This is a genomic window from Streptomyces lomondensis (assembly GCF_014651035.1).
Taxonomy (GTDB): Bacteria; Actinomycetota; Actinomycetes; order Streptomycetales; family Streptomycetaceae; genus Streptomyces; species Streptomyces lomondensis.
Window position 1 is genome coordinate 653,309 of record NZ_BMWC01000001.1, and the last position, 24,845, is coordinate 678,153.

The 24,845-nt window shown below is 71.6% G+C and carries 24 protein-coding genes; 14 read left to right on the forward strand and 10 right to left on the reverse strand.

Annotated elements, in window-relative coordinates:
* Positions 1–3 precede the first annotated feature (3 nt).
* From IE255_RS02810 to IE255_RS02825, 4 genes are all read left to right on the forward strand, one after another.
* Positions 4–1,314 (forward strand): hemolysin family protein, encoded by a 1,311-nt coding sequence (locus tag IE255_RS02810; RefSeq protein WP_190048473.1) that lies wholly within the window; start codon positions 4–6, stop codon positions 1,312–1,314.
* Entirely contained in the window at positions 1,311–1,670 is a 360-nt protein-coding gene (locus tag IE255_RS02815; RefSeq protein WP_190048474.1) for an MmcQ/YjbR family DNA-binding protein, read from the forward strand. Before IE255_RS02810 ends, IE255_RS02815 begins: the two co-directional genes overlap by 4 nt.
* Before the next feature lie 61 nt (positions 1,671–1,731).
* Complete coding sequence (locus IE255_RS02820) at positions 1,732–2,085, forward strand: cytidine deaminase-like protein (protein ID WP_190048475.1); 354 nt, start codon at positions 1,732–1,734, stop codon at positions 2,083–2,085.
* A 158-nt stretch (positions 2,086–2,243) separates the two neighbouring features.
* Entirely contained in the window at positions 2,244–2,720 is a 477-nt protein-coding gene (locus tag IE255_RS02825) for a hypothetical protein (RefSeq protein ID WP_190048476.1), read from the forward strand.
* Positions 2,721–2,742: 22 nt separating this feature from the next.
* On the opposite strand, the gene IE255_RS02830 is transcribed toward IE255_RS02825, so the two are convergent.
* The gene (locus tag IE255_RS02830) at positions 2,743–3,081 is read right to left on the reverse strand and encodes a P-II family nitrogen regulator (protein ID WP_190048477.1); all 339 of its coding nucleotides are present in this window, start codon (positions 3,079–3,081) and stop codon (positions 2,743–2,745) included.
* 195 nt (positions 3,082–3,276) lie between these two features.
* Between IE255_RS02830 and era the strand changes: the two genes are divergently transcribed.
* Positions 3,277–4,230 (forward strand): GTPase Era, encoded by a 954-nt coding sequence (era, locus tag IE255_RS02835; RefSeq protein ID WP_190048478.1) that lies wholly within the window; start codon positions 3,277–3,279, stop codon positions 4,228–4,230.
* 29 nt (positions 4,231–4,259) lie between these two features.
* Here era and IE255_RS02840 read toward each other — a convergent pair whose 3' ends face one another.
* Positions 4,260–4,706, reverse strand: a complete 447-nt coding sequence (locus IE255_RS02840; RefSeq protein WP_229906261.1) for an ATP-binding protein — start codon at positions 4,704–4,706, stop codon at positions 4,260–4,262.
* Positions 4,707–4,957: 251 nt separating this feature from the next.
* Here IE255_RS02840 and IE255_RS02845 point away from each other — a divergent pair, with 251 nt between their 5' ends.
* From IE255_RS02845 to IE255_RS02855, 3 genes are all read left to right on the forward strand, one after another.
* On the forward strand, positions 4,958–5,830 hold the full coding sequence (locus IE255_RS02845; protein ID WP_190048480.1) for a Sco1979 family transcriptional regulator: 873 nt from the start codon (positions 4,958–4,960) through the stop codon (positions 5,828–5,830).
* Positions 5,827–6,078, forward strand: a complete 252-nt coding sequence (locus IE255_RS02850) for a DUF397 domain-containing protein (protein ID WP_190048481.1) — start codon at positions 5,827–5,829, stop codon at positions 6,076–6,078. Before IE255_RS02845 ends, IE255_RS02850 begins: the two co-directional genes overlap by 4 nt.
* Before the next feature lie 111 nt (positions 6,079–6,189).
* Positions 6,190–7,002, forward strand: coding sequence for an SAM-dependent methyltransferase (locus IE255_RS02855; protein WP_190048482.1), 813 nt, complete (start codon positions 6,190–6,192; stop codon positions 7,000–7,002).
* On the opposite strand, the gene IE255_RS02860 is transcribed toward IE255_RS02855, so the two are convergent.
* The 3 genes from IE255_RS02860 to IE255_RS02870 are packed head-to-tail and all read right to left on the reverse strand — an operon-like array spanning position 6,992 to position 9,721.
* A complete protein-coding gene (locus tag IE255_RS02860) occupies positions 6,992–8,326 on the reverse strand; it encodes a GH1 family beta-glucosidase (RefSeq protein ID WP_190048483.1) in 1,335 nt (444 codons plus the stop codon). The genes IE255_RS02855 and IE255_RS02860 overlap by 11 nt on opposite strands.
* A 46-nt stretch (positions 8,327–8,372) precedes the next feature.
* Positions 8,373–8,639 carry a protealysin inhibitor emfourin gene (locus tag IE255_RS02865; RefSeq protein WP_190048484.1) on the reverse strand — a complete coding sequence of 89 codons (267 nt, stop codon included), beginning with the start codon at positions 8,637–8,639 and terminating at the stop codon, positions 8,373–8,375.
* 20 nt (positions 8,640–8,659) lie between these two features.
* The gene (locus IE255_RS02870; protein ID WP_190048485.1) at positions 8,660–9,721 is read right to left on the reverse strand and encodes a M4 family metallopeptidase; all 1,062 of its coding nucleotides are present in this window, start codon (positions 9,719–9,721) and stop codon (positions 8,660–8,662) included.
* A 321-nt stretch (positions 9,722–10,042) separates the two neighbouring features.
* Between IE255_RS02870 and leuA the strand changes: the two genes are divergently transcribed.
* From leuA to IE255_RS02900, 6 genes are all read left to right on the forward strand, one after another.
* On the forward strand, positions 10,043–11,764 hold the full coding sequence (gene leuA / locus IE255_RS02875) for a 2-isopropylmalate synthase (RefSeq protein ID WP_190048486.1): 1,722 nt from the start codon (positions 10,043–10,045) through the stop codon (positions 11,762–11,764).
* A 186-nt stretch (positions 11,765–11,950) separates the two neighbouring features.
* A complete protein-coding gene (locus tag IE255_RS02880) occupies positions 11,951–12,649 on the forward strand; it encodes a TerB family tellurite resistance protein (RefSeq protein ID WP_190048487.1) in 699 nt (232 codons plus the stop codon).
* A 153-nt stretch (positions 12,650–12,802) separates the two neighbouring features.
* Entirely contained in the window at positions 12,803–14,896 is a 2,094-nt protein-coding gene (locus IE255_RS02885) for an MMPL family transporter (protein WP_190048488.1), read from the forward strand.
* Positions 14,897–14,942: 46 nt separating this feature from the next.
* Positions 14,943–16,184 (forward strand): sensor histidine kinase, encoded by a 1,242-nt coding sequence (locus IE255_RS02890; protein ID WP_372487566.1) that lies wholly within the window; start codon positions 14,943–14,945, stop codon positions 16,182–16,184.
* Positions 16,181–16,843 (forward strand): response regulator, encoded by a 663-nt coding sequence (locus tag IE255_RS02895; protein WP_190048489.1) that lies wholly within the window; start codon positions 16,181–16,183, stop codon positions 16,841–16,843. Before IE255_RS02890 ends, IE255_RS02895 begins: the two co-directional genes overlap by 4 nt.
* Before the next feature lie 36 nt (positions 16,844–16,879).
* Positions 16,880–18,064 carry a sialidase family protein gene (locus tag IE255_RS02900; RefSeq protein ID WP_190048490.1) on the forward strand — a complete coding sequence of 395 codons (1,185 nt, stop codon included), beginning with the start codon at positions 16,880–16,882 and terminating at the stop codon, positions 18,062–18,064.
* Here the strand turns inward: IE255_RS02900 and IE255_RS02905 are convergent.
* The 5 genes from IE255_RS02905 to IE255_RS02925 are packed head-to-tail and all read right to left on the reverse strand — an operon-like array spanning position 18,061 to position 24,628.
* Positions 18,061–18,993, reverse strand: coding sequence for a dihydrodipicolinate synthase family protein (locus IE255_RS02905; protein ID WP_190048491.1), 933 nt, complete (start codon positions 18,991–18,993; stop codon positions 18,061–18,063). The genes IE255_RS02900 and IE255_RS02905 overlap by 4 nt on opposite strands.
* Entirely contained in the window at positions 18,990–20,009 is a 1,020-nt protein-coding gene (locus IE255_RS02910; RefSeq protein ID WP_190049328.1) for an oligopeptide/dipeptide ABC transporter ATP-binding protein, read from the reverse strand. The genes IE255_RS02905 and IE255_RS02910 overlap by 4 nt, the downstream gene beginning before the upstream one ends.
* A gap of 38 nt (positions 20,010–20,047) precedes the next feature.
* A complete protein-coding gene (locus IE255_RS02915) occupies positions 20,048–22,021 on the reverse strand; it encodes a dipeptide/oligopeptide/nickel ABC transporter permease/ATP-binding protein (RefSeq protein WP_190048492.1) in 1,974 nt (657 codons plus the stop codon).
* Positions 22,022–22,029: 8 nt separating this feature from the next.
* Positions 22,030–22,992, reverse strand: coding sequence for an ABC transporter permease (locus IE255_RS02920; protein ID WP_190048493.1), 963 nt, complete (start codon positions 22,990–22,992; stop codon positions 22,030–22,032).
* Positions 22,993–22,996: 4 nt separating this feature from the next.
* Positions 22,997–24,628 (reverse strand): ABC transporter substrate-binding protein, encoded by a 1,632-nt coding sequence (locus tag IE255_RS02925; RefSeq protein ID WP_190048494.1) that lies wholly within the window; start codon positions 24,626–24,628, stop codon positions 22,997–22,999.
* Positions 24,629–24,845 lie beyond the last annotated feature (217 nt).

The following is a 24,845-nucleotide window of genomic DNA, read 5'->3' on the forward strand; positions in this document are numbered from 1 at the left end:
CCGATGAGTCCGCAACTCGCCCTGGGCGCCGTCGCCCTGGTCGTCGTGGCCTGGCTCGCCGCCTGCGCGGAGGCGGGCCTCGCGCGGGTCTCCAGCTTCCGCGCCGAGGAGGCCGTGCGCTCCGGCCGCCGCGGCAGCGCCAAGCTCTCCCAGGTCGCCGCCGACCCGACGCGCTACCTGAACGTGGCGCTGCTGGTCCGCGTCGCCTGCGAGATGGCCGCCGCCGCGCTGATCACCTACGGCTGCCTGATGGAGTTCGACAACACCACCGAGGCCCTCCTGATCGCCATCGCGGTCATGGTCCTCGTGTCGTACGTCGCCGTCGGCGTCTCCCCGCGCACCATCGGCCGCCAGCACCCGCTGAACACGGCGACCGTCTCGGCGTACGTCCTGGTGCCGCTGGCCCGGATCATGGGCCCGATCCCGTCGCTGCTGATCCTCATCGGCAACGCGCTCACCCCCGGCAAGGGCTTCCGCCGCGGCCCCTTCGCCTCCGAGGCGGAGCTGCGCGCGCTGGTCGACCTCGCCGAGAAGGAGTCCCTCATCGAGGACGAGGAGCGCCGCATGGTGCACTCGGTCTTCGAGCTGGGCGACACCCTCGTCCGGGAGGTCATGGTCCCGCGCACGGACCTGGTGGTCATCGAGCGCTACAAGACCATCCGCCAGGCCCTCACCCTCGCCCTGCGCTCCGGCTTCTCCCGGATCCCGGTGACCGGCGAGAGCGAGGACGACATCGTCGGGATCGTCTACCTGAAGGACCTGGTCCGCAAGACGCACATCAGCCGCGACGCCGAGTCCGAGCAGGTGTCCACGGCCATGCGCCCGGCGTTCTTCGTGCCCGACACCAAGAACGCCGGCGACCTGCTGCGCGAGATGCAGAAGGAACGCAACCACGTCGCCGTCGTCATCGACGAGTACGGCGGCACGGCCGGCATCGTCACCATCGAGGACATCCTCGAGGAGATCGTCGGCGAGATCACCGACGAGTACGACCGCGAGCTGCCGCCCGTGGAGGACCTCGGCAAGGACCGCTACCGCGTCACCGCCCGCCTGGACATCGGCGACCTGGGTGAGCTGTACGGCCTGGAGTCCTTCGACGACGAGGACGTGGAGACGGTCGGCGGCCTGCTGGCGAAGGCGCTGGGCCGGGTCCCGATCGCCGGGGCCTCGTCCGTGGTCGACCTCCCCGACGGCCGGGGACTGCGCCTGACCGCGGAGGCCGCGGCCGGCCGCCGGAACAAGATCGTGACGGTACTGGCGGAGCCGGTGGACCCGGCGGAGCCTTTCCGGGACGACGAGGAGAAGCCGGAATGACGCCCCAGGAGCTGCGCGCCTTCTGCCTGTCCTGCAACGCGGCGGTGGAGGACTTCCCGTTCAGCCCGGAGGTCTCCGTCTTCAAGGTGCGGGGCAAGCTCTTCGCCCTGTCGTACCTCGACGCGCGGCCCCTGAAAGTCAACCTCAAGTGCGACCCGGAGGACGCGATCCGGCTCCGCGGGGAGTACCCCGGCCTGATCGTCCCCGGCTGGCACATGAACAAGCGCCACTGGAACACGGTCACGGCCGACGGCGAGCTCCCGGACGAGCTGGTCCGGGAGCTCATCGAGGACTCCTACGACCTGGTCGTCGCCGGCCTGCCGCGCGCCGAGCGCCTCCGCCTCGACCGTTCCTGAGGAGCCCTTCCGGGCGTACCCCGTGGCCGGGCAGGCGTGCTCGTCTCCGTATGCTCGGCTCATGACCGACAGCAGCGCGCTCGACCCCGAGGACCGCAAGATCGTCACCCTGGCCCGTTCCGCGCGGGCCCGTAACGGCGTGCCCGAGGGGGCGGCCGTTCGGGACGAGACCGGACGTACGTATGTCGCGGGGACGGTGGCCCTCGACTCCCTGAAGCTCAGCGCCCTGCGGACGGCGGTGGCGATGGCGGTGGCCTCCGGTGCCCGGTCGCTGGAGGCGGCGGCTGTGGTGACCGAGGGGGAGACCGTGTCCGATGAGGACCGGGCGGCGGTACGGGACCTCGGCGGGGCCGAGACGCCGGTGCTGGTGGCCGGACCGGACGGAACGGTTCGAGCCACGGTGGCCGCTGGCTGAAGTTCGGTGTAACCGGCGGTAAGTAGGCCAGATTTCAACCTTGCCGCCGACTGCCTCTCGCGCATCAATGGAACCGTCAGTTCCGACGGACCGTCAGGTTCGGCTCTCCGCAAAGCGTCCCGAGCCGTCCCCCCACACGGAAACGGAGCCGGAATCCCATGAGATGCAAGCGAATAGGAGCAGGTGCGGCACTGGCGGCCGGGGCCCTCGCGGTCACCGGTCTGGCCTTCGCCCCCGCAGCCCTCGCCGTCACCCCACAGACGGCGACGATCAGCGCCGACTGCGGCACCTTCGGCAGCGGCGCCGCCACGCTCACCGCCACCCAGGACGGCACCGCCGCCACCGTCACCGTCAAGTCCTCCGCGATTACCGCGCCGATCGGGCTCGGCGAGGACTCGATCTCGTCCACGCTCACCCTGGTGAAGGCCGGCGGCGGCAGCGTCACCTTCACCGGCAAGGAGAACCCGGCGATGGCCGCCGGCGCCCCCGTCGAGGTCGGCCCCCTCAGCGGCACCGTGGCCTCCGGCGACAGCCTGGAGGCCTTCGGCGGCTCGCTGAAGATGACCGTCTTCGGCATCACCATCACCTGCACGGCGGCCGGGCCGCAGTCACCGGGCCCGTTCGTGTTCGACTGAGACCGCGGCGCGGCCCCGCTGCTCAGAGCGCGTCGGGGCCGCGCTCGCCCGTCCGCACCCGCACGACCGTGTCCACGGGCAGCGCCCACACCTTGCCGTCGCCGATCTTGCCGGTCCGCGCGGCCTTCACGACCGCGTCGACGACGGCGTCGGCGTCCGCGTCCTCGACGACGACCTCGATCCGGACCTTCGGCACCAGGTCGACCTGGTACTCCGCGCCCCGGTACACCTCCGTGTGGCCGCGCTGCCGGCCGTAGCCGCTGGCCTCGCTCACGGTCAGCCCGTGCACGCCGAGTTCCAGCAGGGCGTTCCTGACCTCGTCGAGGCGGTACGGCTTGACGATCGCGGTGATGAGCTTCATGCCTGGGGGGTGACCTTCTGGGCGGGGGAGACGAGGGAGGAGGAGACCGGGGCGCCGCGGCCCGGGCCCCCGTGATCGTAGGCCGTCCCGGCGTGCACCGTAAGGTCATGGACTCGAGGTTGCCGGGAGCTCACGGACGGCCGGCGCTCGGGCGCTTGTACGGCGGGGCTCTGTGGATCAGGGAGAATAGGCGCCATGAGCGTTCGTACCCAGTCATCCGAAGAGTCGGCCGAGGATGTCCACCGGGCCGGCTTCGCCTGCTTCGTGGGCCGCCCCAACGCGGGCAAGTCCACCCTCACGAATGCTCTGGTCGGCCAGAAGGTGGCGATCACGGCGAACCAGCCGCAGACGACGCGGCACACCGTGCGGGGCATCGTGCACCGCCCGGACGCCCAGCTGATCCTGGTCGACACCCCGGGGCTGCACAAGCCGCGCACGCTGCTGGGCGAGCGGCTCAACGACGTCGTGCGCACGACGTGGGCCGAGGTCGACGTGATCGGCTTCTGCCTGCCGGCGAACGAGAAGCTGGGTCCCGGCGACCGCTTCATCGCGAAGGAGCTGGCGTCCATCAAGAAGACGCCGAAGATCGCGATCGTCACGAAGACCGACCTGGTGGACGGCAAGACGCTCGCCGAGCAGCTCATCGCGATCGACCAGCTCGGCAAGGAGCTCGGCTTCGAGTGGGCGGAGATCGTCCCGGTGTCGGCGGTCGGCGACAAGCAGGTGGGCCTGCTGGCCGACCTGATCGTCCCGCTGCTGCCGGAGGGCCCCGCGCTCTACCCCGAGGGCGACCTGACCGACGAGCCCGAGCAGGTCATGATCGCGGAGCTGATCCGCGAGGCCGCGCTGGAGGGCGTCCGCGACGAGCTGCCGCACTCCATCGCGGTCGTGGTCGAGGAGATGCTCCCCCGCGAGGACCGCCCCGCCGACAAGCCCCTCCTGGACATCCACGCCTTCGTCTACATCGAGCGCCCCAGCCAGAAGGGCATCATCATCGGCCCCAAGGGCAAGCGCCTGAAGGAGGTCGGCATCAAGTCCCGCAAGCAGATCGAGGCGCTGCTGGGGACGCCCGTCTTCCTGGACCTGCATGTGAAGGTCGCGAAGGACTGGCAGCGGGATCCGAGGCAGTTGCGCAAGCTGGGGTTCTGAGTCCTGGGGTTTTGAGCCCTTTTCCGGCGCTACAACACCGTCGCCAGGCTCGCCCACACGGCGTTTCCGCCCGTGAGGGCCGAGCGGGTGATGCCCCAGCTGTCGGCTATCTCCCGGACCAGCAGCAGGCCGCGGCCGCCCTCGTCGTCGAGGCCGGGGCAGCAGTCGGGGATGCCGCGGCCCGTGAGGTCGCCGTCGTGGACCTCCAGCCGGAAGCGCTCGTCGGGCATCAGCTGCACGCCGCACAGGACCCGCTCGCTGAGCGTGTGCAGCACGGCGTTGGTCACCAGCTCGGACACGAGCAGGACGGCGCTGTCGCACACCTCGTCGGGCACCTGCCACGCGGCCAGCCGCGCACGCGTGGCATGACGGGCGGCTCTGACACTGGTCCGGTGCGGCGGCAGCTCCAGCCAGTGGGTGCGGCCCGGGCGCACCGCGTCCAGGAACCGTGGGGTGGATGTCGTGTGGGGGGACACGGCGGTTCGCCTTCCGTGGGGGATGGGCGCAGTCATGGAAGGGGCGAGCGGACAACGGACCGTCCGGAAAAGGGGAGTCAGAGCTTCCGGCTCCTGGTCACAGAAGCAACTATGCTCGCAGTACAGTTCACGCTGCAACCATCTCCCTGATAATTTCAGAAGGACGGTATCGCCCCGCCCCGGCCACGTCGGCGGAACGATCAACTCCCCGTCAGTCATGCGCCGTTGACGACCCTTCAGGGAGGCAGTGCGTGAACGACGCACGATCAGGCACCGGCGTCGGCGCACCCACCGTTCTCCGCATGATCCTCGGCCGCCGGCTCCAGGAGGCACGGCAGACCGCGGGCCTGTCCCTCGACGACGCGGCCAAGGCCCTGCGCGTGACCCCGCTGACCATCCGCCGCCTGGAGAAGGCCGAGGTCGGCCTGAAGATCCTCTACGTCGAGAAGCTGCTGGAGACCTACGGGGCGGGCCGGCAGGAGATCGACGAGTTCGTCGCCCTGGCCGAGCGGGCCAACGAGCCCGGCTGGTGGCACCCGTACCGCGATGTGATGCCGTCCTGGTTCACCGCCTACGTGAGCCTGGAGACCGGCGCCAGAACCCTGCGCATCTACGAGCCGCAGTACGTCACCGGCCTGCTCCAGACGCCCGGGTACGCGCGCGCCGTGCTGCGCGGCGGCTTCCCGAACGACAGCGAGGACGACCTCGACCGGCGCGTGGAGCTGCGGCTGCGCCGCCAGAGCCTGCTCACGAGACCGGACGCGCCCACGCTGTGGGTGGTGCTGGAGGAGGCCGTGCTGCACCGCGTGGTGGGCGGCCCCGACGTGATGCGGGAGCAGATCGACCGGCTGCTGGAGGTGTCCGAACTGGAGCATGTCAGCGTCGACATCGTGCCGTTCTCCGCCGGCGCCCACGTCGGGGCGTGCGCGCCCTTCACCTACTTCCGGTTCGAGGAGCGCGAGCTGCCCGACATCGTCTACAGCGAGATCCTCTCCGCCTCCGTCTACCTGGACCAGCGCGCCGACGTCATGGCCCATCTGGAGGCGCACAACCGGCTCTCGCTGAAGACCTCGTCCGCCGACAGCAAGGCGCTGTTGAACCGCATGCGGAAGGAGTACTCATGACCATCGCCCAGGGCGCCGTCTACAACGGGATGCCCGCGTCGGACCTCGGGGACCAGGGCTGGGAACGTCCGTGGAGCGGCCCCAACGGGGGCCAGTGCGTGGAGACCAAGCAACTCGCCGACGGGCGCGTGGCGGTCCGTCAGTCGGCCGATCCCGCCGGTCCCGCGCTGATCTACACGCCCGAGGAGATCACCGCGTTCGTCGCGGGGGTCAAGCAGGGCCTCGCCGACCACCTGACGGCCCGCTGAAACCCCCCTGAACCGGATCCGCCCTACGCACGTGACCACCGACGGAACCTCCGGGCAGCCCTCCGCCCGGCACCGCCGGCGCACCACCACCCCCCACGAGAGGCACCCCCCATGACCCACTCGCAGGCCGCGCGGGACATCGACACCAGCAGGCCGCACTCCGCCCGCATGTACGACTACTACCTCGGCGGCAAGGACCACTTCGAGGTCGACAAGCAGGCCGCCGAGCGAGTCGCCGAGGCCTATCCCGCCATCTTCGTCTGCGCCCGCGAGAACCGGGCCTTCATGCACCGGGCCACCCGCGTCCTCGCCCGCGAGCACGGCATCCGCCAGTGGCTGGACATCGGCACCGGCATCCCCACCGAGCCCAACCTGCACCAGGTCGCCCAGTCCGTGGTCCCCGACGCCCGGGTGGTCTACGCCGACAACGACCCGCTCGTCCTGAAGTACGCCGAGCGCCTGATGCGCAGCTCCGCGGAGGGCCGCACGACGTACATAGAGGCGGACGTCAACGACCCCGAGTCGCTCCTGAACGCGCCCGAGCTGGCCGAGGTCCTGGACCTGAACCGCCCGGTGGCGCTGTCCCTCAACGCCCTGATGCACTTCGTCACCGACGCCCAGGATCCGTACGGCATCGTGCGCCGCCTGCTGGACGCCCTGCCCTCGGGCAGCGCCCTGGCGCTGAGCCACTGCACGCCCGACTTCGACGCCGCCACCTGGCAGAAGGTCACCGACATCTACACCACGGCCGGGACGCCCGTGCAGTTCCGCTCCCAGGAGGACGTCGCCCGCTTCTTCGAGGGCCTGGAGCTGCTCGACCCGGGCATCACCGTGGGCCACCGCTGGCGGCCCGACGCCACCGAGGGCGAGGCCCCGACGGACGCCGAGGTCAGCCTGTGGACCGGCGTGGGCATCAAGCCGTAGGCCCCTGCGCCCTCAGCACCTCCCGGTACCAGCGGTACGAGGCCTTCGGGGTCCGCTCCAGGGTGTCGAAGTCGACGTGGACCAGGCCGAAGCGGCGTGCGTAGCCCTCCGCCCACTCGAAGTTGTCGAGCAGGGACCACACGAAGTAGCCACGCACGTCGACGCCCGCCTCCACCGCCCGGTGCAGCGCCCGGAGGTGGCCGTCCAGGTAGGCGATGCGCTCCTGGTCGTCGACGCCCGGATAGGAGCAGCCGTTCTCGGTGATGACGACGGGCGGGAGGCGGTCGCCGTAGCGGTCGCGGAAGCCGGTGAGGAGCTCGGTGAGGCCCTCCGGGGCGACCGGCCAGCCGAAGTCGGTGACCGGGTGGCCTTCGATCTCCCGCACGGAGAAGGGGAGTTCGGCGGGCATGGTGACCCCGCCGAACTCGATCTCCGCGCCCTGCGGGGCGCCCACCCGGGTCGGGGCGTAGTAGTTGACGCCGTACCAGTCGAGCGGCTCGGCGATCACCTCCAGGTCGGCTTCGACGTCCCCGGGCATCAGCTCGCCGATGCCCTCCGGGTACCGGCCCAGCAGCAGCGGGTCCGCGAACAGGCGGTTCAGCAGCACGTCGTAGAAGTCGGCCGCCTCCACGTCCGCCGCCTCGGCCGACGCCGCCCAGGTCGGCCCGTGCGAGTTGGCGATGCCGATGTCGGTGGCGCCGGAGGCGCGCAGGGCCCGTACGGCCAGGCCGTGGGCCAGCAGTTGGTGGTGGGCGGCCGGCAGCGCGTCGAACAGCAGGTGCCGGCCCGGCGCGTGCACGCCCAGGGCGTGGCCCAGCAGGGTGTGCTCGGCGGGCTCGTTGAGGGTGATCCACTTCGTCACGCGGTCGCCGAGGCGGTCGGCGACCAGCGCCACGTACTCGGCGAAACGCGCCGCCGTGTCCCGGTCGAGCCAGTCCAGGTCCGCCGGCAGGTCCCAGTGGAACAGCGTCGGCACCGGGCGGACGCCGGCCGCGCACAGGTCGTCCACCAGCCGGTCGTAGAAGTCCAGGCCCTTGCCGGACCGCACCCGCGGCCAGGAGACCGAGAAGCGGTACGCGTTCACGCCCAGGCCGGCCAGGAGCGCCACGTCCTCGCGGTGGCGGTGGTAGTGGTCGCAGGCCACCGCCGCCGTCGAGCCGTCCTTGACCCGCCCCGGCTCGGCCGTGAAGGCGTCCCACACGGACAACTCGCGCTCGTCGGCCGCGCCCTCGATCTGGTGCGCCGAGGTGGACACGCCCCAGAGGAAACCGGCAGGGAAGCGGGGGATCGGGTGGTCTGCGTCAGTCGCCATGCGCTGGATCATCCGTACCGGCGGTAACAGAAGTCAACGGCCGGGCGGAATCCGGCCGTTAGGCCCCCTCCTTCAGGACGCGCGAGATCAGCTCCCGCTGCTCGTCCGTCAGCCGCGGGTCGGCCGCGTACACCGTCGTCCCGTCCACCGTGATCTGGTAGCTGAACCCGTCCGGGACCCCGACCGGCGGTGTGCTCCGCCCGGCGGCGACGGCCCGCTCGGCCAGCGCGTGCCAGTCGGGGGCATCGGGCCGGCCCGAGGTGTCCACCTCGGCGTGCCGCTCGATGCCCGCGAACCCGCCCGTGCGCCTCACCTGAATCCGCATGGCACCTGTCTAGTACGGAACTACAGGGTCCGCACCCCGACCTGCTCCCACGCCTTCGACACGGCGTCCAGCTCCTCCCCGTCGCCGAACCGCTCCCGCGCGGCCTTGACGGTGAGCGTGGCGAAGTCGGCGAACATCGCCTGCTGCTTCAGCTCGCCGCCGGTCAGCACGTCGTACCAGACCTGCCCCGCCCGCTCCCAGGCGTGGCCGCCGAGGGCCGTGGCCGCGAGGTAGAAGGCGTGGTTGGGGATGCCCGAGTTGATGTGCACGCCGCCGTTGTCGCGGCCGGTGCGGACGAAGTCGTCCATCGTCGCGGGCTGCGGGTCCTTGCCGAGGACGTCGTCGTCGTAGGCCGTGCCCGGCGCCTTCATGGAGCGCAGCGCCTGGCCCGTCACCCGCGGGGCGAGCAGGCCGGCGCCGATCAGCCAGTCGGCCTCGGCGGCGGTCTGGCCCAGCGTGTACTGCTTGATCAGCGCGCCGAAGACGTCCGACAGGGACTCGTTGAGCGCGCCGGGCTGGCCGAAGTAGGTGAGGTTGGCCGTGTACTGGGTGACGCCGTGGGCGAGTTCGTGGCCGATGACGTCGACCGGGATGGTGAAGTCGAGGAAGATCTCGCCGTCCCCGTCGCCGAAGACCATCTGCTCGCCGTTCCAGAAGGCGTTGTTGTAGTCGCGGTCGTAGTGCACGGTCGCGTCCAGCGGCAGTCCGCCGCCGTCGATCGAGTCGCGCCCGTACGCCTTCAGGAACAGCTCGAAGGTGGCGCCGAGGCCCGCGTACGCCCGGTTGACGGTGGCGTCCTTGCCCGGCTCGTCGCCCTCGCCGCGCACCTTGTGGCCGGGCAGGTCGGTGCCGTGGCGCGCGTCGTAGATCGTGCGCTGCGGTTTGCCGTCGGCGGCCGAAGGGACGGCGGCCGCGCCGAGGACCGTGGTGAGGCGGCGGTGGGTGCGTTCCAGTGCGTCGCGCTCCAGGGTCCGGCGCGCGGGCCCGGCGAGCGCGGGGTCCTCGGCCTGGGCGAGCTGGTCGAGGACATGGGGCGGAACGATGGTGCAGAAGACGGGCTCGAAGCCCCCGTGAGTCGTCATGCCCGGCACCCTTGCACTGCGTGACGAAGCTGTCACTAGTCGCCACCATGATTGGTGAAATACCGGGACAAGGGCCTTCACGCTCCGTGGCGAAGTGGTATAGCGCACTTTTTGTCCCGAATGTGCGCCCGGTCCCGCATACTGATACGACCCCGCGCGCCGGGAGGGGCTCGGCTAGCATGCTGCGCATCATGCGTTTCGGGCTGCTTCTCCTTAGCTGCCGCGGCGAGGGCCTGTAGTCGAGGCCGACTCCCTCCCCGCGGAGCTTGGTGCTGCGTCGTCGGCCGTCCTTCCGGACACCCCCTGAGGAGCCCCCGCATCATGGCGAACCGCCAGCAGCCCAGTTCCATGCCGATCCATAAGTACGGCCGCTACGAGCAGGTCGACATCCCCGACCGCACCTGGCCGGACAACCGGATCACCACCGCCCCCCGCTGGCTCTCCACCGACCTGCGCGACGGCAACCAGGCCCTGATCGACCCCATGTCGCCCGCCCGCAAGCGCGCCATGTTCGACCTGCTGGTCAAGATGGGCTACAAGGAGATCGAGGTCGGCTTCCCCGCCTCCGGCCAGACCGACTTCGACTTCGTACGCTCGATCATCGAAGAGCCCGGGGCCATCCCCGACGACGTCACCATCTCCGTCCTGACCCAGGCCCGCGAGGACCTGATCGAGCGCACGGTGGAGTCCCTGAAGGGCGCCAAGCGCGCCACGGTCCACCTGTACAACGCCACCGCGCCGGTCTTCCGCCGGGTCGTCTTCCGCGGCTCCAAGGACGACATCAAGCAGATCGCCGTCGACGGCACGCGCCTGGTCATGGAGTACGCGGAGAAGCTGCTGGGCCCGGAGACGGAGTTCGGCTACCAGTACTCGCCGGAGATCTTCACCGACACCGAGCTGGACTTCGCGCTGGAGGTCTGCGAGGCGGTCATGGACGTCTGGCAGCCCGGTCCGGGCCGCGAGATCATCCTCAACCTGCCCGCCACCGTCGAGCGCTCCACCCCCTCGACCCACGCCGACCGCTTCGAGTGGATGGGCCGCAACCTCTCCCGCCGCGAGCACGTCTGCCTGTCGATCCACCCGCACAACGACCGCGGTACCGCCGTCGCCGCCGCCGAGCTGGCCCTGATGGCCGGCGCCGACCGCGTCGAGGGCTGCCTGTTCGGCCAGGGCGAGCGCACCGGCAACGTCGACCTGGTCACCCTGGGCATGAACCTGTTCTCCCAGGGCGTCGACCCGCAGATCGACTTCTCCGACATCGACGAGATCCGTCGCACGTGGGAGTACTGCAACCAGATGGACGTCCACCCACGCCACCCGTACGTGGGCGACCTGGTCTACACGTCCTTCTCCGGCTCCCACCAGGACGCCATCAAGAAGGGCTTCGACGCCATGGAGGCCGACGCGAAGGCCAAGGGCGTCACCGTAGACGACATCGAGTGGGCCGTCCCCTATCTGCCGATCGACCCCAAGGACGTCGGCCGCTCCTACGAGGCGGTCATCCGGGTCAACTCGCAGTCCGGCAAGGGCGGTATCGCCTACGTCCTGAAGAACGACCACAAGCTGGACCTGCCGCGCCGGATGCAGATCGAGTTCTCCAAGATCATCCAGGCGAAGACCGACGCCGAGGGCGGCGAGGTCACGCCGAAGGACATCTGGGCCGTCTTCCAGGACGAGTACCTGCCGAACCCCGAGAACCCGTGGGGCCGGATCCAGGTCAAGAACAACCAGTCGACGACCGACACCGACGGCGTGGACACGCTGCAGGTGGAGGCCACGGTCGACGGCCAGGACACCGTCCTCACCGGCTCCGGCAACGGCCCGATCTCGGCCTTCTTCGACGCCCTGCAGTCCATCGGCATCGACGTACGCCTGCTGGACTACCAGGAGCACACGATGAGCGAGGGCGCCTCCGCGCAGGCCGCCTCCTACATCGAATGCGCGATCGACGACAAGGTCCTGTGGGGGATCGGAATCGACGCGAACACCACGCGCGCCTCGCTGAAGGCCGTCGTCTCGGCCGTCAACCGCGCAACGCGCTGACCAGCCCTGAAGGCGGTTCGAGGGCTCTGTCCGCCGATGTCCGGCGGGCGGAGCCCCGTCACATACCGGCCAATCCGTGTGAGGGTCACGGAAAGGTCTCCTCCGGGGTGCTGACTCCTCCTCGTAGATGTGGCTAACATCACGCAAGCGCGGCGACGTTGCCGTGCGGCGTGACGGAGGTGCGACGTGCTGCCAGGACGGGGACGAAACGGCCGTGCCGCCGGGCTTGCCCGCATCCTGGGCACCCGTACCGCGTGGACGGCCGCCGGTGACGGGGAGTTCTTCTGCCCCGGCTGCGGCGGCGACCGCAACTACCAGCGGCTGACCGGACAGCGCCGCTTCACCGTGCTCGGCCTGCCCGTGCTGCCGCGCGGCGAGACCGGCCCGGTCGTGGAGTGCGCCGCCTGCCGCCGCCACTTCGGCACCGACGTCCTCGACCATCCGACGACCACGCGCTTCTCCGCGATGCTCCGCGACGCCGTGCACACCGTCGCCCTCGCCGTACTGGCCGCGGGCGGCGCCGGGTCCCGTACGGCACTGGAGTCCGCCGTGCTCGCCGTGCGCGCGGCCGGCTTCGACGACTGCACCGAGGAGCAGCTGGCCGCCCTCGTCGAGGCACTGGAGGCGGACACCGGCCGCATCACCGGCGAACCCTGCGGCGCGGGGCTGGCCATAGAGCTCCACGAGGCGCTGGACCCGCTCGCCCCGCACCTCGCCACCGTCGGCCGCGAATCGATCCTGCTGCAGGGTGCGCGCATCGCCCTGGCGGACGGGCCGTACACGCCGGCCGAGCGGGACGTCCTCGCCACGGTCGGGGCGGCCCTCACGATCTGCTCCGACGACGTGACCCGCGTGCTGGCGGCGGCGGCGCGGACGCCGTCGTAGGGCGGTGGCCCGCTTACTCCCCGGGGAGTAGAGCGCGCTCCGTACCGCCCCCGGCAGTAGCCGCCAACTCGCCCTCACGCCCGACGAATCGGCCCTCCCGCGCCGGGAGTCTGGAGTCCGTTCCAGACAACCGGACCGGAGGGAGCTCGGCAGATGGGGGACACAAGGACATCCGCACGGCGGCGGCGGGCCGTGCCCTGGGCGGTGGTCGGGCTGTGGCTGGCCGCGCTCGTGCTGCTCGGGCCGCTCGCCGGGAAGTTCGCCGGCATCCAGCAGAACCGCGCGGTCGACTACCTGCCCGACAGCGCCGACTCCACGCAGGTGGCGCGGATCCAGGACGAGTTGCCGGGCGGCGAGTCGACCGACCTGGTGCTCGTGTACCACCGGGACGGCGGTCTCACCGACGCCGACCGGCGCACGGCGGGCGAGCAGATCGCCGAGGTGCGCGGCGCCTACGACCTGGCGGGAGAGCCGCGGGGCGTCCCGTCGAAGGACGGCTCCACCCTGATGTACCCGGTGTCCAGCACCCAGCCGGGCCAGGACGAGGAGGCCCGCGACGCCTTCGTCGACGGGGTGCGGGACATCGCCGAGGGCGGGGCCGGGCTGAGCGTCGAGGTCGGCGGGCCGGGGGCGCTGAACACCGACATGAACAAGGTGTTCGGCACGCTCGACGCCACGCTGCTGCTCGCCACCCTCGGCGTCGTCACCGTGCTGCTCGTCCTCATCTACCGCAGCCCGTTCCTGTGGCTGGTCCCGCTGGCCGTCGCGGGCGTCGCCGCCGCCATGGCGATGGCAGCGGGATACGGGCTGCACGAACTGTTCGACGTCACCGTCACCGGCCAGAGCGGCGGCGTGATGACCGTGCTGGTCCTCGGCGCCGGCACCGACTACGCGCTGCTGCTCATCGCACGCTACCGCGAGGAACTGCGGCGCCATGAGCGGCCGTACGACGCCATGCGCACCGCCCTGCGCGGCTGCGGGCCGGCCATCCTCGCCTCGTCGGGGACCGTCGCGGCCGGGCTGCTGTGCCTGCTCGCCGCCGACCTCAACAGCAGCAGCGGCATGGGGCCGGTCGGCACGGTCGGGGTGCTCGCCGCGCTGGTCGCCATGACGACCCTGCTGCCCGCGGTGCTCGTCCTGCTCGGGCGGCGCGTCTTCTGGCCGCTGATCCCGGCGTTCGGCAGTGAGCCGAAGGTCCGGCGGTCGCTGTTCGCCGCGATGGGCACCTCGGCGACGCGCCGGCCCGTGACCGTCCTCGTCGGCGGGGCCGCCCTGCTCGGCGCCCTCGCGCTCGGCACGCTCAACCTGTCCGGCAGCCTCAAGCAGGAGGACTCCTTCACCGACCGGCCCGAGTCGATCACCGCGATGCAGACGCTCGCGCGGGAGTATCCCGAGCGCAGCAGCCGTCCCGTGACGGTCATCGCGCCCGGCGATCGGGCGGACGCGGTTCTCGACCGGGCGCGTGCGGTCGAGGGTGTCGCCGAGGTGGTTCCCGGGCGGAGTGGCGCGGGGTGGACGGAGATCGCCGTCTTCGCCACGGCCGCGCCCGAGACGCCGGCCGAGACCCGCACCATCGAGGCCCTGCGGGCCGGGGTCGATCCCGAGGGCGCCTATGTCGGCGGGCCCAGCGCCCAGCAGATCGACCTGGCCGCGAGCGAGTCGCGGGACCGGAAGGTGATCGTGCCGCTGGTCCTCGCCGCGGTGTTCGTCATCCTGGTCGGGCTGTTGCGCAGTCTGGTCGCGCCACTGCTGCTGCTGGCGGCGGTGGTCGCAGTGTGGGGAGCGGCGCTCGGCATCGGAGGGCTGGTCTTCGAGCCGGTCTTCGGGTTCGGCGGGACGGATCCCGGGCTCGGGCTGCTCTCCTTCGTGTTCCTGGTCGCCCTCGGGGTGGATTACGGGATCTTCCTGATGCATCGGATGCGGGAGGAGTCCGTGCGCGGGGCCGAGCCGGAGGCAGCGGCGCTCACCGCGTTGCGGACCACCGGTGGGGTCATCGCCTCGGCGGGGGTGGTGCTCGCGGCGACGTTCGCCGTGCTGACCACGCTGCCCATGGTGGGGCTGGTCGAACTCGGCTTCGTCATCGCGGTGGGGGTGCTGCTGGACACGTTCCTCGTGCGTACGTACCTGGTGACCACGGCGAGTGTCCTGCTGAAGCGGCGGATGTGGTGGCCGGGCAGGCTCTCCCGCGCGCCGGAGCGGACGGTTCCGCAGAAAGAGCAGGAACCGGTGGCCGCCGACGCCCGCTGACCGACGGCGCCCCTCCTCTCCCGGAGGGGCGCCTTCCTGTCCGAGGATGATGCCCGTGCAGGCACCCACCACCCCGCAGGCGACCTGGTCGCGGTCCGCCGAGCGGATCATGGCCGCGATCAACCGCGACCCCCTGACCGCCCCGCACGCACTGCGCAACGACGCGCTGCTCGCCGTCTCGGTGGCCGTTGTCGCCGCAGCGCTCGCGCTGTTCGTCGACGACGGCCGCAGGCCCGACGCGCTCGGCTGGGCCCTGCTGCTCGTCTCCCACGTGCCGCTGGTGTGGCGCCGCCGCCGTCCGGTGCTCGTCCTGGTCGCCGTGATCACCTGCGTGTTCCCCTACCACTTCCTCGACTACCCGCACACCGCGGCCACCCAGGCCGCCTACGTCGCCCTGTACACCGTGGCTGTCACCGGCCGGCCGCTGCGCACTGTCCTGGTCGGCATCGGCGTCATCACCATGGCGGTGGGCGTGCTGCTCACCATCAGCGCGCAGGAGGCGCTGGGACTGCTGAAGGCGTCCGGCTGGGTCGTCGCCGTGCTGTTCTGCGGGGTCGACGTGCGTTTCTACCGCCAGTACGTGGCCTCGATCGTGGAGCGCGCCGAACGGGCCGAACGCACCCGGGAGGAGGAGGCCCGGCGGCGGGTCGCCGAGGAGCGGCTGCGGATCGCCCGGGACCTGCACGACCTGCTCGCGCACAGCATCACCCTCATCGGCGTGCAGACCTCCGTCGCCGCCCACGTGTTGTCCGCCGACCCCGAGCGGCTGGACCGCAAGACGGTCGCCAAGGCCCTCGACGACATCGCCGAGACCTGCCGCAGCGCCCGCGGCGAACTCCGTACGACGCTGGAGGTGCTGCGCGAGCACGGCTCCCCGGACGCCCGCGGCCCGCTGCCCGGCCTCGACGGCCTGCCCGACCTGGTGGAGGCCGCGCGGCTCGCCGGTGCCCGGGTCGAGCAGACCGTACGGGTACGGCAGGCACCGCCCGCCGTGGGCGCCGCCGCCTACCGCATCGTGCAGGAGGCCCTGACCAACGCCGTACGGCACGCCGGACCCGAACCGGCCGTCCGCGTCGAGCTGGACGAGCGGCAGGGCGCCCTGCACCTGACGGTCAGCGACGACGGCACCGGACCGGCCCCGGGCGGCACCCCGGGCTTCGGGCTCGTCGGAATGCGGGAGCGGGCCCGCAGCGTCGGTGGCACACTCGACGCCGGACCGCGTACCGGGGGCGGGTTCGAAGTGATGGCGGTCCTGCCGCTGACCACGACGGGGGAGAGGGCCGGATGACCATACGGGTGCTGCTGGCGGACGACCAGACCCTGGTCCGGGAGGCGTTCGCGATGCTGGTGGAGTCGGCCCGGGACATGGCGGTCGTCGGCCAGGCCGCCACCGGCCGGCAGGCCGTGGAACTGGCCCGCGGCGTCGGCGCCGACCTGGTGGTGATGGACATCCGCATGCCCGACCTGGACGGCATCGAGGCGACCCGGCTCATCGCGGCCGACGAGGACCTCGCGGGCGTCCGGGTCCTGGTCCTCACCACGTACGACACCGACGAGAACATCGTGGCGGCGCTGCGCGCCGGCGCCTCCGGGTTCCTGGTCAAGGACACCAGGCCGGCCGAACTCCTCGACGCCATCCGCACGGTCGCGGCCGGTGAGTCCCTGCTGTCGCCCGGGCCGACGGCACGGCTGATCGAGCGGTTCCTGCGCAGCCCCTCGGCACCGGCGAGCGGCGGCCCGGAGTGCCTGTCCGGCCGCGAGCGGGAGGTGCTCGCGCTGGTCGCGCGCGGCCTCAACAACACCGAGATAGCGGACGCCCTGGGCCTGAGCCCGCTGACCGCGAAGACCCACGTCAGCCGCATCATGGGCAAGCTGGGGGCGCGGGACCGGGCGCAGTTGGTCATCGTCGCGTACGAGTCGGGGATGGTGACACCGGGGAGCATCTGACGGACAGGCACGGTCCGACGTTCCGTCAGGAGAAGCATGAGACACCTCGGTCGCACACTCCTCGTCACCGCCGTCCTCCTCGCCCCGCTCACCGCCACGACCCCCGCCTCGGCCGCCCCCGGCTGCACGTCCTCCGTCCCGTACGTCTCGGGCGAGGGAGGCTACGCCACGTACCGCATCCCGGCCACGGTCACCACGGACCGGGGCACCGTCCTCGCCTTCGCCGAGGGACGGCGCGGCGGCGCGGGCGACACCGGTGACATCGACGTCGTCCTCAGGCGCTCCCCGGACGGCGGCTGCACCTGGGGCCCGCTCACGGTCGTCGCCGCCGGGGACGGGGACACCCGGGGCAACCCGGCGCCCGTCGTCGACCCGCGCACCGGCGCGGTCGTGCTCCTCACCTCCTACAACAGCGGGAAGGTGACGGAGGCCCAGATCATGCGCGGCGAGGTCACGCCCGAGCAGAGCCGCCGCGTGTTCGTGCAGCGCAGCCGGGACGACGGCCGCCACTTCAGCCCGCCCCGCGAGATCACCGCGCAGGTCAAGCACCCGTCCTGGCGCTGGTACGCGACCGGCCCCGGCCACGCGATCGCCCTCACCCGGGGCCCGTACGCGGGCCGCCTGGTCGTCCCCGCCAACCACTCGGCGTCCCCGCCGCCCGGCTCCCCGGACACCGGCCAGGAACCCCGGCACTACGGCGCCCACGCCCTCCTCAGCGACGACGGGGGCAGGACCTGGCGGACGGGCTTCGTCGACGACTCCTACGACGGCGTGCACAACGCCAACGAGTCCACCGCCGCGCAACTGCCCGACGGGCAGCTCTACTTCAACGCCCGGGACCAGCACGGCACCAGCACCGGCAACCGCCTCGACAGCCACTCCGGCGACGGCGGGGAGTCCCTGGACCGCCCGTACACCGTCCAGCCCACCCTGAACGACGTCCCCGTCGTCCAGGGCAGCGTCCTCCAACTTCCCGGCCGCTACCGCCCGTTGCTGTTCTCCGGGCCGTCCGTGCCCACCGCCCGCCGGGCACTGGCCGTCTGGCGCAGCACGGACGGCGGCGCCACCTTCACCAAGGCGCTGACGCTCTCCGAGCAGCCCGCCGCCTACTCCGACCTGGTGCCGCTGGGCCGGAAGACGGTGGGCGTCCTCTACGAGACGGGCGTGCGGGGGACGTACGAGACGATCGAGTTCCGCCGCCTCCCGGCCGACGTGTTCTAGAGCAGCCCGGCCGCGGCCAGGTACTCCCCGACCCGCTCCACCTCGTCCGGCGACAGCGGCACCTGCGGCTCGGCCGTGACCGGGCAGTCGATCACGCCCCGCAGGTGCAGCGCGGCCTTGAAGGCGCCGATCGCCGAGGAGTTCGGGCCCATCCGGGCCGGGTCGCCGACGGTGACCATGCCGAACAGGGCGCACAGGCGTTCCTGTTCGGCGCGGGCCTCGTCCCGGTCCCCGGCCCGGCACAGGCGGTCCAGGCGGACATAGCCGTGCGGGTCGACGTTGCCGAGGCCGGGCACCGTGCCGTCCGCGCCGATCGCCAGGGCCGCGTCGACGATCAGCTCGGAGCCGGTCAGCACGCTGAAGCCCGAGATGCCCGGGTGGTTCCGGGCGCCGGTCACGACCTGGCGGAAGGCGGCCAGGTCGCCGCTGGAGTCCTTGAGCCCGGCCAGGACACCGTCGGCGGCCAGGTCCAGGACGACGTCCGCGGGCAGCTTCGTGTGGACGGCGACGGGGAGGTCGTAGGCGATGACCGGGACCGGGCTCGCGGCGGCGACCGCGCGGTAGTGGCGGGCGATCTCCGCGGGGTGGGTGCGGGCGTAGAACGGGGCGGTGACGACGACCGCGTTCGCGCCCGCCGAGGAGACCGCCGCCACGTGGTCCAGGACCCGGGGCGTGGTCATGTCGATCGCCCCGGCCAGCACCGGGAGCTGCTCGCCCATGTGGCCCGTGACCGACTCGACCACCAGCCGGCGCTGCCGGTCCGTCAGATACGCCGCCTCCGAGGTCGAGCCGAGCACGAACAGCCCGTGCACCCCGCCGGCCACCAGATGGTCGATCAGCCTGAGCAGCGAGGGGACGTCCACCTCGCGGTCCGGTGTCAGGGGCGTGCAGACGGGCGGGATGACACCGGTCAGCGGGGTGAAAGTCATGGAGCCTCCATCGGGTCGCGGCGGTGGACGAGGTCGCGGGTCGACTCGTCCTCCTGGACAGGATGGTGGCAGCGGAAGCGGTGCGCGGGGGCCGACGCGGCGGAGAAGCCCGGCATCTCGTCCGCGCAGGTCGCGTCCGCCTTCCAGCAGCGGGTGCGGAACGGGCAGCCGCTCGGCGGGCGCGTCGCCGACGGGACGGGACCGGCCAGCGGGATCGGTTCGATCGGGTCGAGCAGTCCGGGCGTGGCGGAGAACAGGGCACGGGTGTACGGGTGCCGGGCCCGGTCGGTGACCAGGGCGGCCGGGCACTCCTCCACGATCCGGCCCAGGTACATGGTGATCACCCGGTCGCTCATCCGCCGTACCGTCTGGATGTCGTGCGAGACGAAGACCAGGGCCAGGCCCAGGCGTTCCTTCAGGTCCAGCAGGAGGTTGAGGATCTGGGCCCGGACGGACACGTCCAGGGCGCTGGTCGGCTCGTCCGCGACGACGAGGTCCGGGTCCAGCGCCAGGGCCCGGGCGATCGCGACGCGCTGCCGCTGCCCGCCGGACAGCTGGCCGGGCAGGGCGTCCGCGAGGGCCCGGGGAAGGCCGACCAGGGACATCAACTCCCTTACGCGGTCCTCACGCTCACCGCGCGTGCCCCGGTCGTGCACGTCCAGCGGGTCCCGCAGGATCTGCCGGACGGTCAGGCGGCGGTTCAGCGCCGTCGACGGGTCCTGGAAGATCATGCCGGTGCTGCTGCCGACGGCCCGGCGGCGCTCGCCCGGCGGCATCGCCCACAGGTCCTGTCCCCGGAAGGCCACCGTCCCCCGCGTCGGCCGCTCCACGCCCACCAGCACCTTCGCCAGCGTCGACTTCCCGCAGCCCGACTCGCCGACCACGCCGACCGTCTCGCCGGGCGCGATGGCCAGGTCGGCGCCGGTCAGGGCGTACACCCGGTCGCGGGTGAACAGGCCGCCGCTGCGGGCCTTGTGGACGACGTGGGCGTCGGACAGCTCCACCAGGGCGTTCATGACACGGCCTCGGTCTCCGTCGTCGTCAGCCAGGGCGCTCATGACACCGCCTCGGTCTCCGTCGTCGCCAGCTCTATGGCCGGGTGGTGGCAGGCCGCCGTGTGCGCCGGCGTACCGGTCAGCACCGGAGCCGTCGTCCGGCAGACCTCGCTCGCCCGCGGGCACCGGTCGGCGAAGCGGCAGCCCGCCGGGAAGTCGGCCGGGGACGGCACGACGCCCTTGATCTGCGTCATCCGCTCCTGCCCCGACTCCAGCGACAGCACGCTGCCGAGCAGGCCGCGCGTGTAGTGGTGGGCCGGAGCCTCCACCAGGTCGGCGGTCACGCCCGTCTCCACGATCTGCCCCCCGTACATCACCACCACCCGGTCGGTGACGTCCGCGACCAGCGCCAGGTCGTGCGAGACCAGGATCAGCGCGAAGTCCAGCTCCTCGCGCAGCCGCAGCAGCAGCTCTATGACCTGCGCCTGCACGGTGACGTCGAGGGCGGTGGTCGGCTCGTCGGCGACGATCAGCTTCGGCTCGCGGGACAGGGCCATCGCGATCAGGACGCGCTGGCGCTGCCCGCCGGACAGTTCGTGCGGGTAGCTGCGCAGGGTGCGCTCCGGATCGAGGCCGACCATCGTCAGCAGCTCGGCCGGACCGCGCCGCCCGCCGCGCCGGACGACCTGTTTGAGCTGGGCGCGGATCGTCATCGCGGGGTTCAGCGACGACAGGGCGTCCTGGTAGATCATCGCCATCTCGTGGCCGAGCAGCCTGCGGCGTACGCGCATCGGCTCGGCGAGCAGGTCCCGCTGGTCGAACCGGACCTGGCCGCGGACGCGCGCCCCCTTCGGCTCGAGTCCCATGATCGCCAGGGCGGTCAGCGACTTGCCGCAGCCCGACTCGCCGACCAGCCCGAGCACCTCACCGGGACGCACCTCGAAGCTGATGCCGTCCACGATGTCCACGCCGCCGTGCCGCTGGTCGAAGCCGATGGCGAGGTTCTCCACCGCCAGCACCGGCTGCCCGCCCCGGGGCAGCGGACGGGCCCGGGCCCGCAGCCGCCGGGCCGCCTCCGCCAGGCCCGGCAGCGGCACGACCTCCCCGCTGCCGGGCTCCGGCGCCTCCAGCCGGTCGCCCTCGGGCGCGTCCACCTCCCGGGCCGACGGGGCCGCCCACGCGTCGGACACGCCCTCGGACAGGATGTTCAGCGACAGCACGGTGACCAGCATCAGCAGCCCGGGGAACACGGTCGCCCACCAGCCGCCGGTCAGCACCATGTTCTTGCCGTCCGCGATGACACTGCCCCAGGACGGGTCGGGCGGCCGTACGCCCGCCCCGATGAAGGACAGCGACGCCTCGAAGACGACCGCCTCGGCGACCTGCACCGTGCAGAACACCAGCACGGGCGCGGCGCAGTTGATCGCCACGTGCTTCAGCACGATGTGCGGGGTCCGGGCGCCGATGACCCGTTCCGCCGTCACATAGTCCTCGCCGTACTGGTCGAGGACGTTCGCCCGGACCACCCGGGCCACCGGCGGGGTGAACAGGAACGCGATCGCGCAGATCAGCACCGTGATCCCGCCGCCGAACACCGCCACCAGCACGGCGGCCAGCGCGATGCCCGGGAACGCCATCACCACGTCCAGGCAGCGCATCAGCGTCTCGTCCACCGCCTTGCGGGAGGTCGCGGCGATCGCCCCGAGCAGCGCGCCGGCCACCAGGGCCAGCGCGGTCGCGCCGAGCCCGATCGCCAGCGACCAGCGCGCCCCGTACATCAGCCGGCTGAGGATGTCCCGGCCGAGGCTGTCCTGGCCCATCCAGTGCCCGGCGGACGGATGCCCGGTGCCGTCGACCGGGGGCTGCTGGTCGAGCGGGTCGTGCGGGGCGAGGAGCGGCGCGAGCAGCGCCATGAGGACGACGACCGCCAGGAAGCAGACGGCGACCTTCGACAGCAGCGGCAGCCGGCGCCAGCCGCGCAGCCGGAGGCCGGGCCGGGACAGCGCCTCGGCGAGACCCTTCCGGGTCATCATGCGGGTCATCATGGGCGCGCATCCCTCAGTCGCGGATTGACCAGCAGGTACAGGACGTCGATGACGAGGTTCACGACGACGAACCCGGCCGCCGTGGTCAGCACGACGCCCTGGACCACGGCCGGATCGCCGTTCTTCACGGCGTCGATCATCAGCTTGCCCATGCCGGGCAGCGAGAAGATCGTCTCGATGACGACCGCGCCGCCCAGCAGATAGCCCACCCGCAGACCGAGCACGGTGAGCGGGTTGATGAGCGCGTTCCGCAGCACGTTCCGTCCCACGACCACGTGCGGCGGCAGCCCGCTCCCGATCGCCGTCCGTACGTAGTCCTTGTCCAGTTCCTCCACCACGGCCGTCCGCACGATCCGGGTCAGCTGCGCCGCCACCGGGAGGGAGAGAGCGAGGGCGGGGAGTGCCATCGTCTTCAGCCAGCCGGTGAAGGAGTCGGCCGGGTTGATGTAGCCGCCGGTCGGGAACCAGCCCAGGTCGACCGCCAGGTACTGGATCATCAGCAGCGCCAGCCAGAAGCCGGGGGCGGCGACGCCGGTCAGCGACACGACCCGGATGATCTGGTCGGGCAGCCGGTCCCGGTAGATCGCCGCCGTCACCCCGCCCACCAGGGACAGCACGACCGCGATGCCCAGCCCGAGGAAGGTGAGCTGGAGGGTGAGCGGCAGCGCGGTGGTGACCTGGTCGATCACCGGTGCCCGGGTCAGCGCGCTGGTGCCCATGTCGCCGTGGAGCAGGTCGGCGACGAAGGCGGCGTAGCGCACCGGCAGCGGGTCGAGCAGGCCGTGCTCCTCGCGGAAGTCGTGCAGTTGCTGCGGCGTGGGGTTGGCGCCCTGGAAGAACGCGGACGCCGGGTCGACGTCCGAGAACCGCATCACCAGGAACACGAACAGCACGATGCCGAGCATCAGCGGCACGAGCAGGGCGACACGGCGGAGCAGGATCCGCAGGACGGCCGTCATCCGCTCAGGCCCACTTGGCCTGGAGGAGGTTGATCCCCGGGTACGGCTGCGCCCTTATCCCGCTGAGCCGCTTCGGGTCCCAGGCCGTCATCAGCTCGTTGTGCACGACCGGGTAGAGCACGGCCTGTTCGGCGACGACGTCGATGTAGTCCTGGACGATCGCCTTCTTCTTCTCCGGGTCGGGTTCCCGGGTCGCCCGGTCCATGTCCTTGAAGAGCTGCTTGGCGACCGGGTCGGAAGCCCACCGCGTGTACTGCATCCACAGGTTCTCGGGCCCGTAGTTGTAGTGCATGATCAGGTCGGCGTCGAGGCCGAACTGGTTGGGGTTCGAGGCGGCGGCGACGACCTGGTAGTCCTGCTTCTGGTCCAACTTGGTGAAGACGGCGGTGGTCTCCTGCGGGGACAGGGTCGTCTTCACCCCGATCGCGTCCCAGGAGGACTTGATGGTCGGCAGGCAGTCGACGATCCAGCTGACGTTCACCGCCAGGATGTCGATGCTCAGCCCGCTGACCCCGGCCTCCCTCAGCAGCGCCTTCGCCTTGTCGGGGTCGTAGTCGTAGACGGTCTTCGCCCGGCGGTAGGACGGGTTGCTCTCGTCGAGGAAGGAACTCGACGGCTTCCCGTGGCCCTTGAGCGCGACCTCCACCATCTTCTCCGTGTCGATGGCGTAGCGCAGGGCCTGGCGCACGCGCACGTCGTCGAACGGCTTGTGCTGCGTGTTGAACATCAGGAACAGGTTGTTCATCCCGGCCCCGCCGGCGACCGTCAGCCCGCTGCTCTCCAGCTGCCCGATGTTGGCGTACGGGATGTTGTCCGCGATCTGCGCGCCCGCGCTCGACCCCGAGATCTTCGCGACGCGGGGCGCCGCGTCCACGATCGTCAGCCAGTTCATCTTGGCGAAGGCGGGCTTGCGCGGGCCGTTGTAGCCGTCGAACGCCTCGAAGGTGGTGTTCGACTTCGGGTGGTGCGCGGTCTGCCGGTACGGGCCCGAGCCGATCGCCTTGCCCTTGATGGCGTCGTCCCAGGCGCCCGGCCGCGAGAACACGTGCTTCGGCATGATCTTGGCGAGCGTCAGCCGCGAAAGCCCGTCCGGAAAGGGGAACTTGAGCACCAGCTCCACGTTCTGCGCGTCGATCTTCCGGACCTCCTTCAGCCAGCTCGCGAAGAAGCCCTTGGCGAGGGTCTGGGTGTCCGGGTCGAGGATCCGGTCGAAGACGAACACCACGTCGTCGGCGGTCACCGGCTTGCCGTCGTGGAACTTCGCACCGGCCCGCAGCGTGAACTTCCAGGACGTGCTGTTCGGGTCCTTCGGCACCTCGGTCGCCAGGGCCGCGTACGGCTCCCGGGAGATCGGATCCGTGTCCAGCAGGCCCTCGTAGATGTGGTTGTTGGCGGCCATGCAGAACGCGGACGCCGTCTGGGTGGGGTCCCAGCTGCCGTCGTTGCCGTAGCCGATCACCGCGGTCAGCGTCCGGTTCGCCCCGCCGCCCCCGCCCCCGGTGTCGTTCGTGGACTCGGGCCCGGAGGAACAGGCCGACAGCGACGCGGAGACGGCGGCGGCCGCGCCCAGCGCGCCGGTGTACTTCAGGAACGACCGGCGGTGCAGCGCCGGCACGTCGTGGGTCACGTCGCGCACGGGTCCTCCAGCGGAGAGGTCTGGAAAGGGGAAGAGCTGAGGAGATACGACGTCCTACGTCCTGCGGTCAGCGCGACCATAGGAGCGCCCGTGGGGGCGGTCAAGGGATCGCACACGAATGGCGTATCTGCCAGAGGTCGGACCAATGGCGCTGTGAATGGCGTGAGTTGACGGCTTATCAGGGAAGCTCCGGTACCGGGTACCGCCAGAGGTGGGA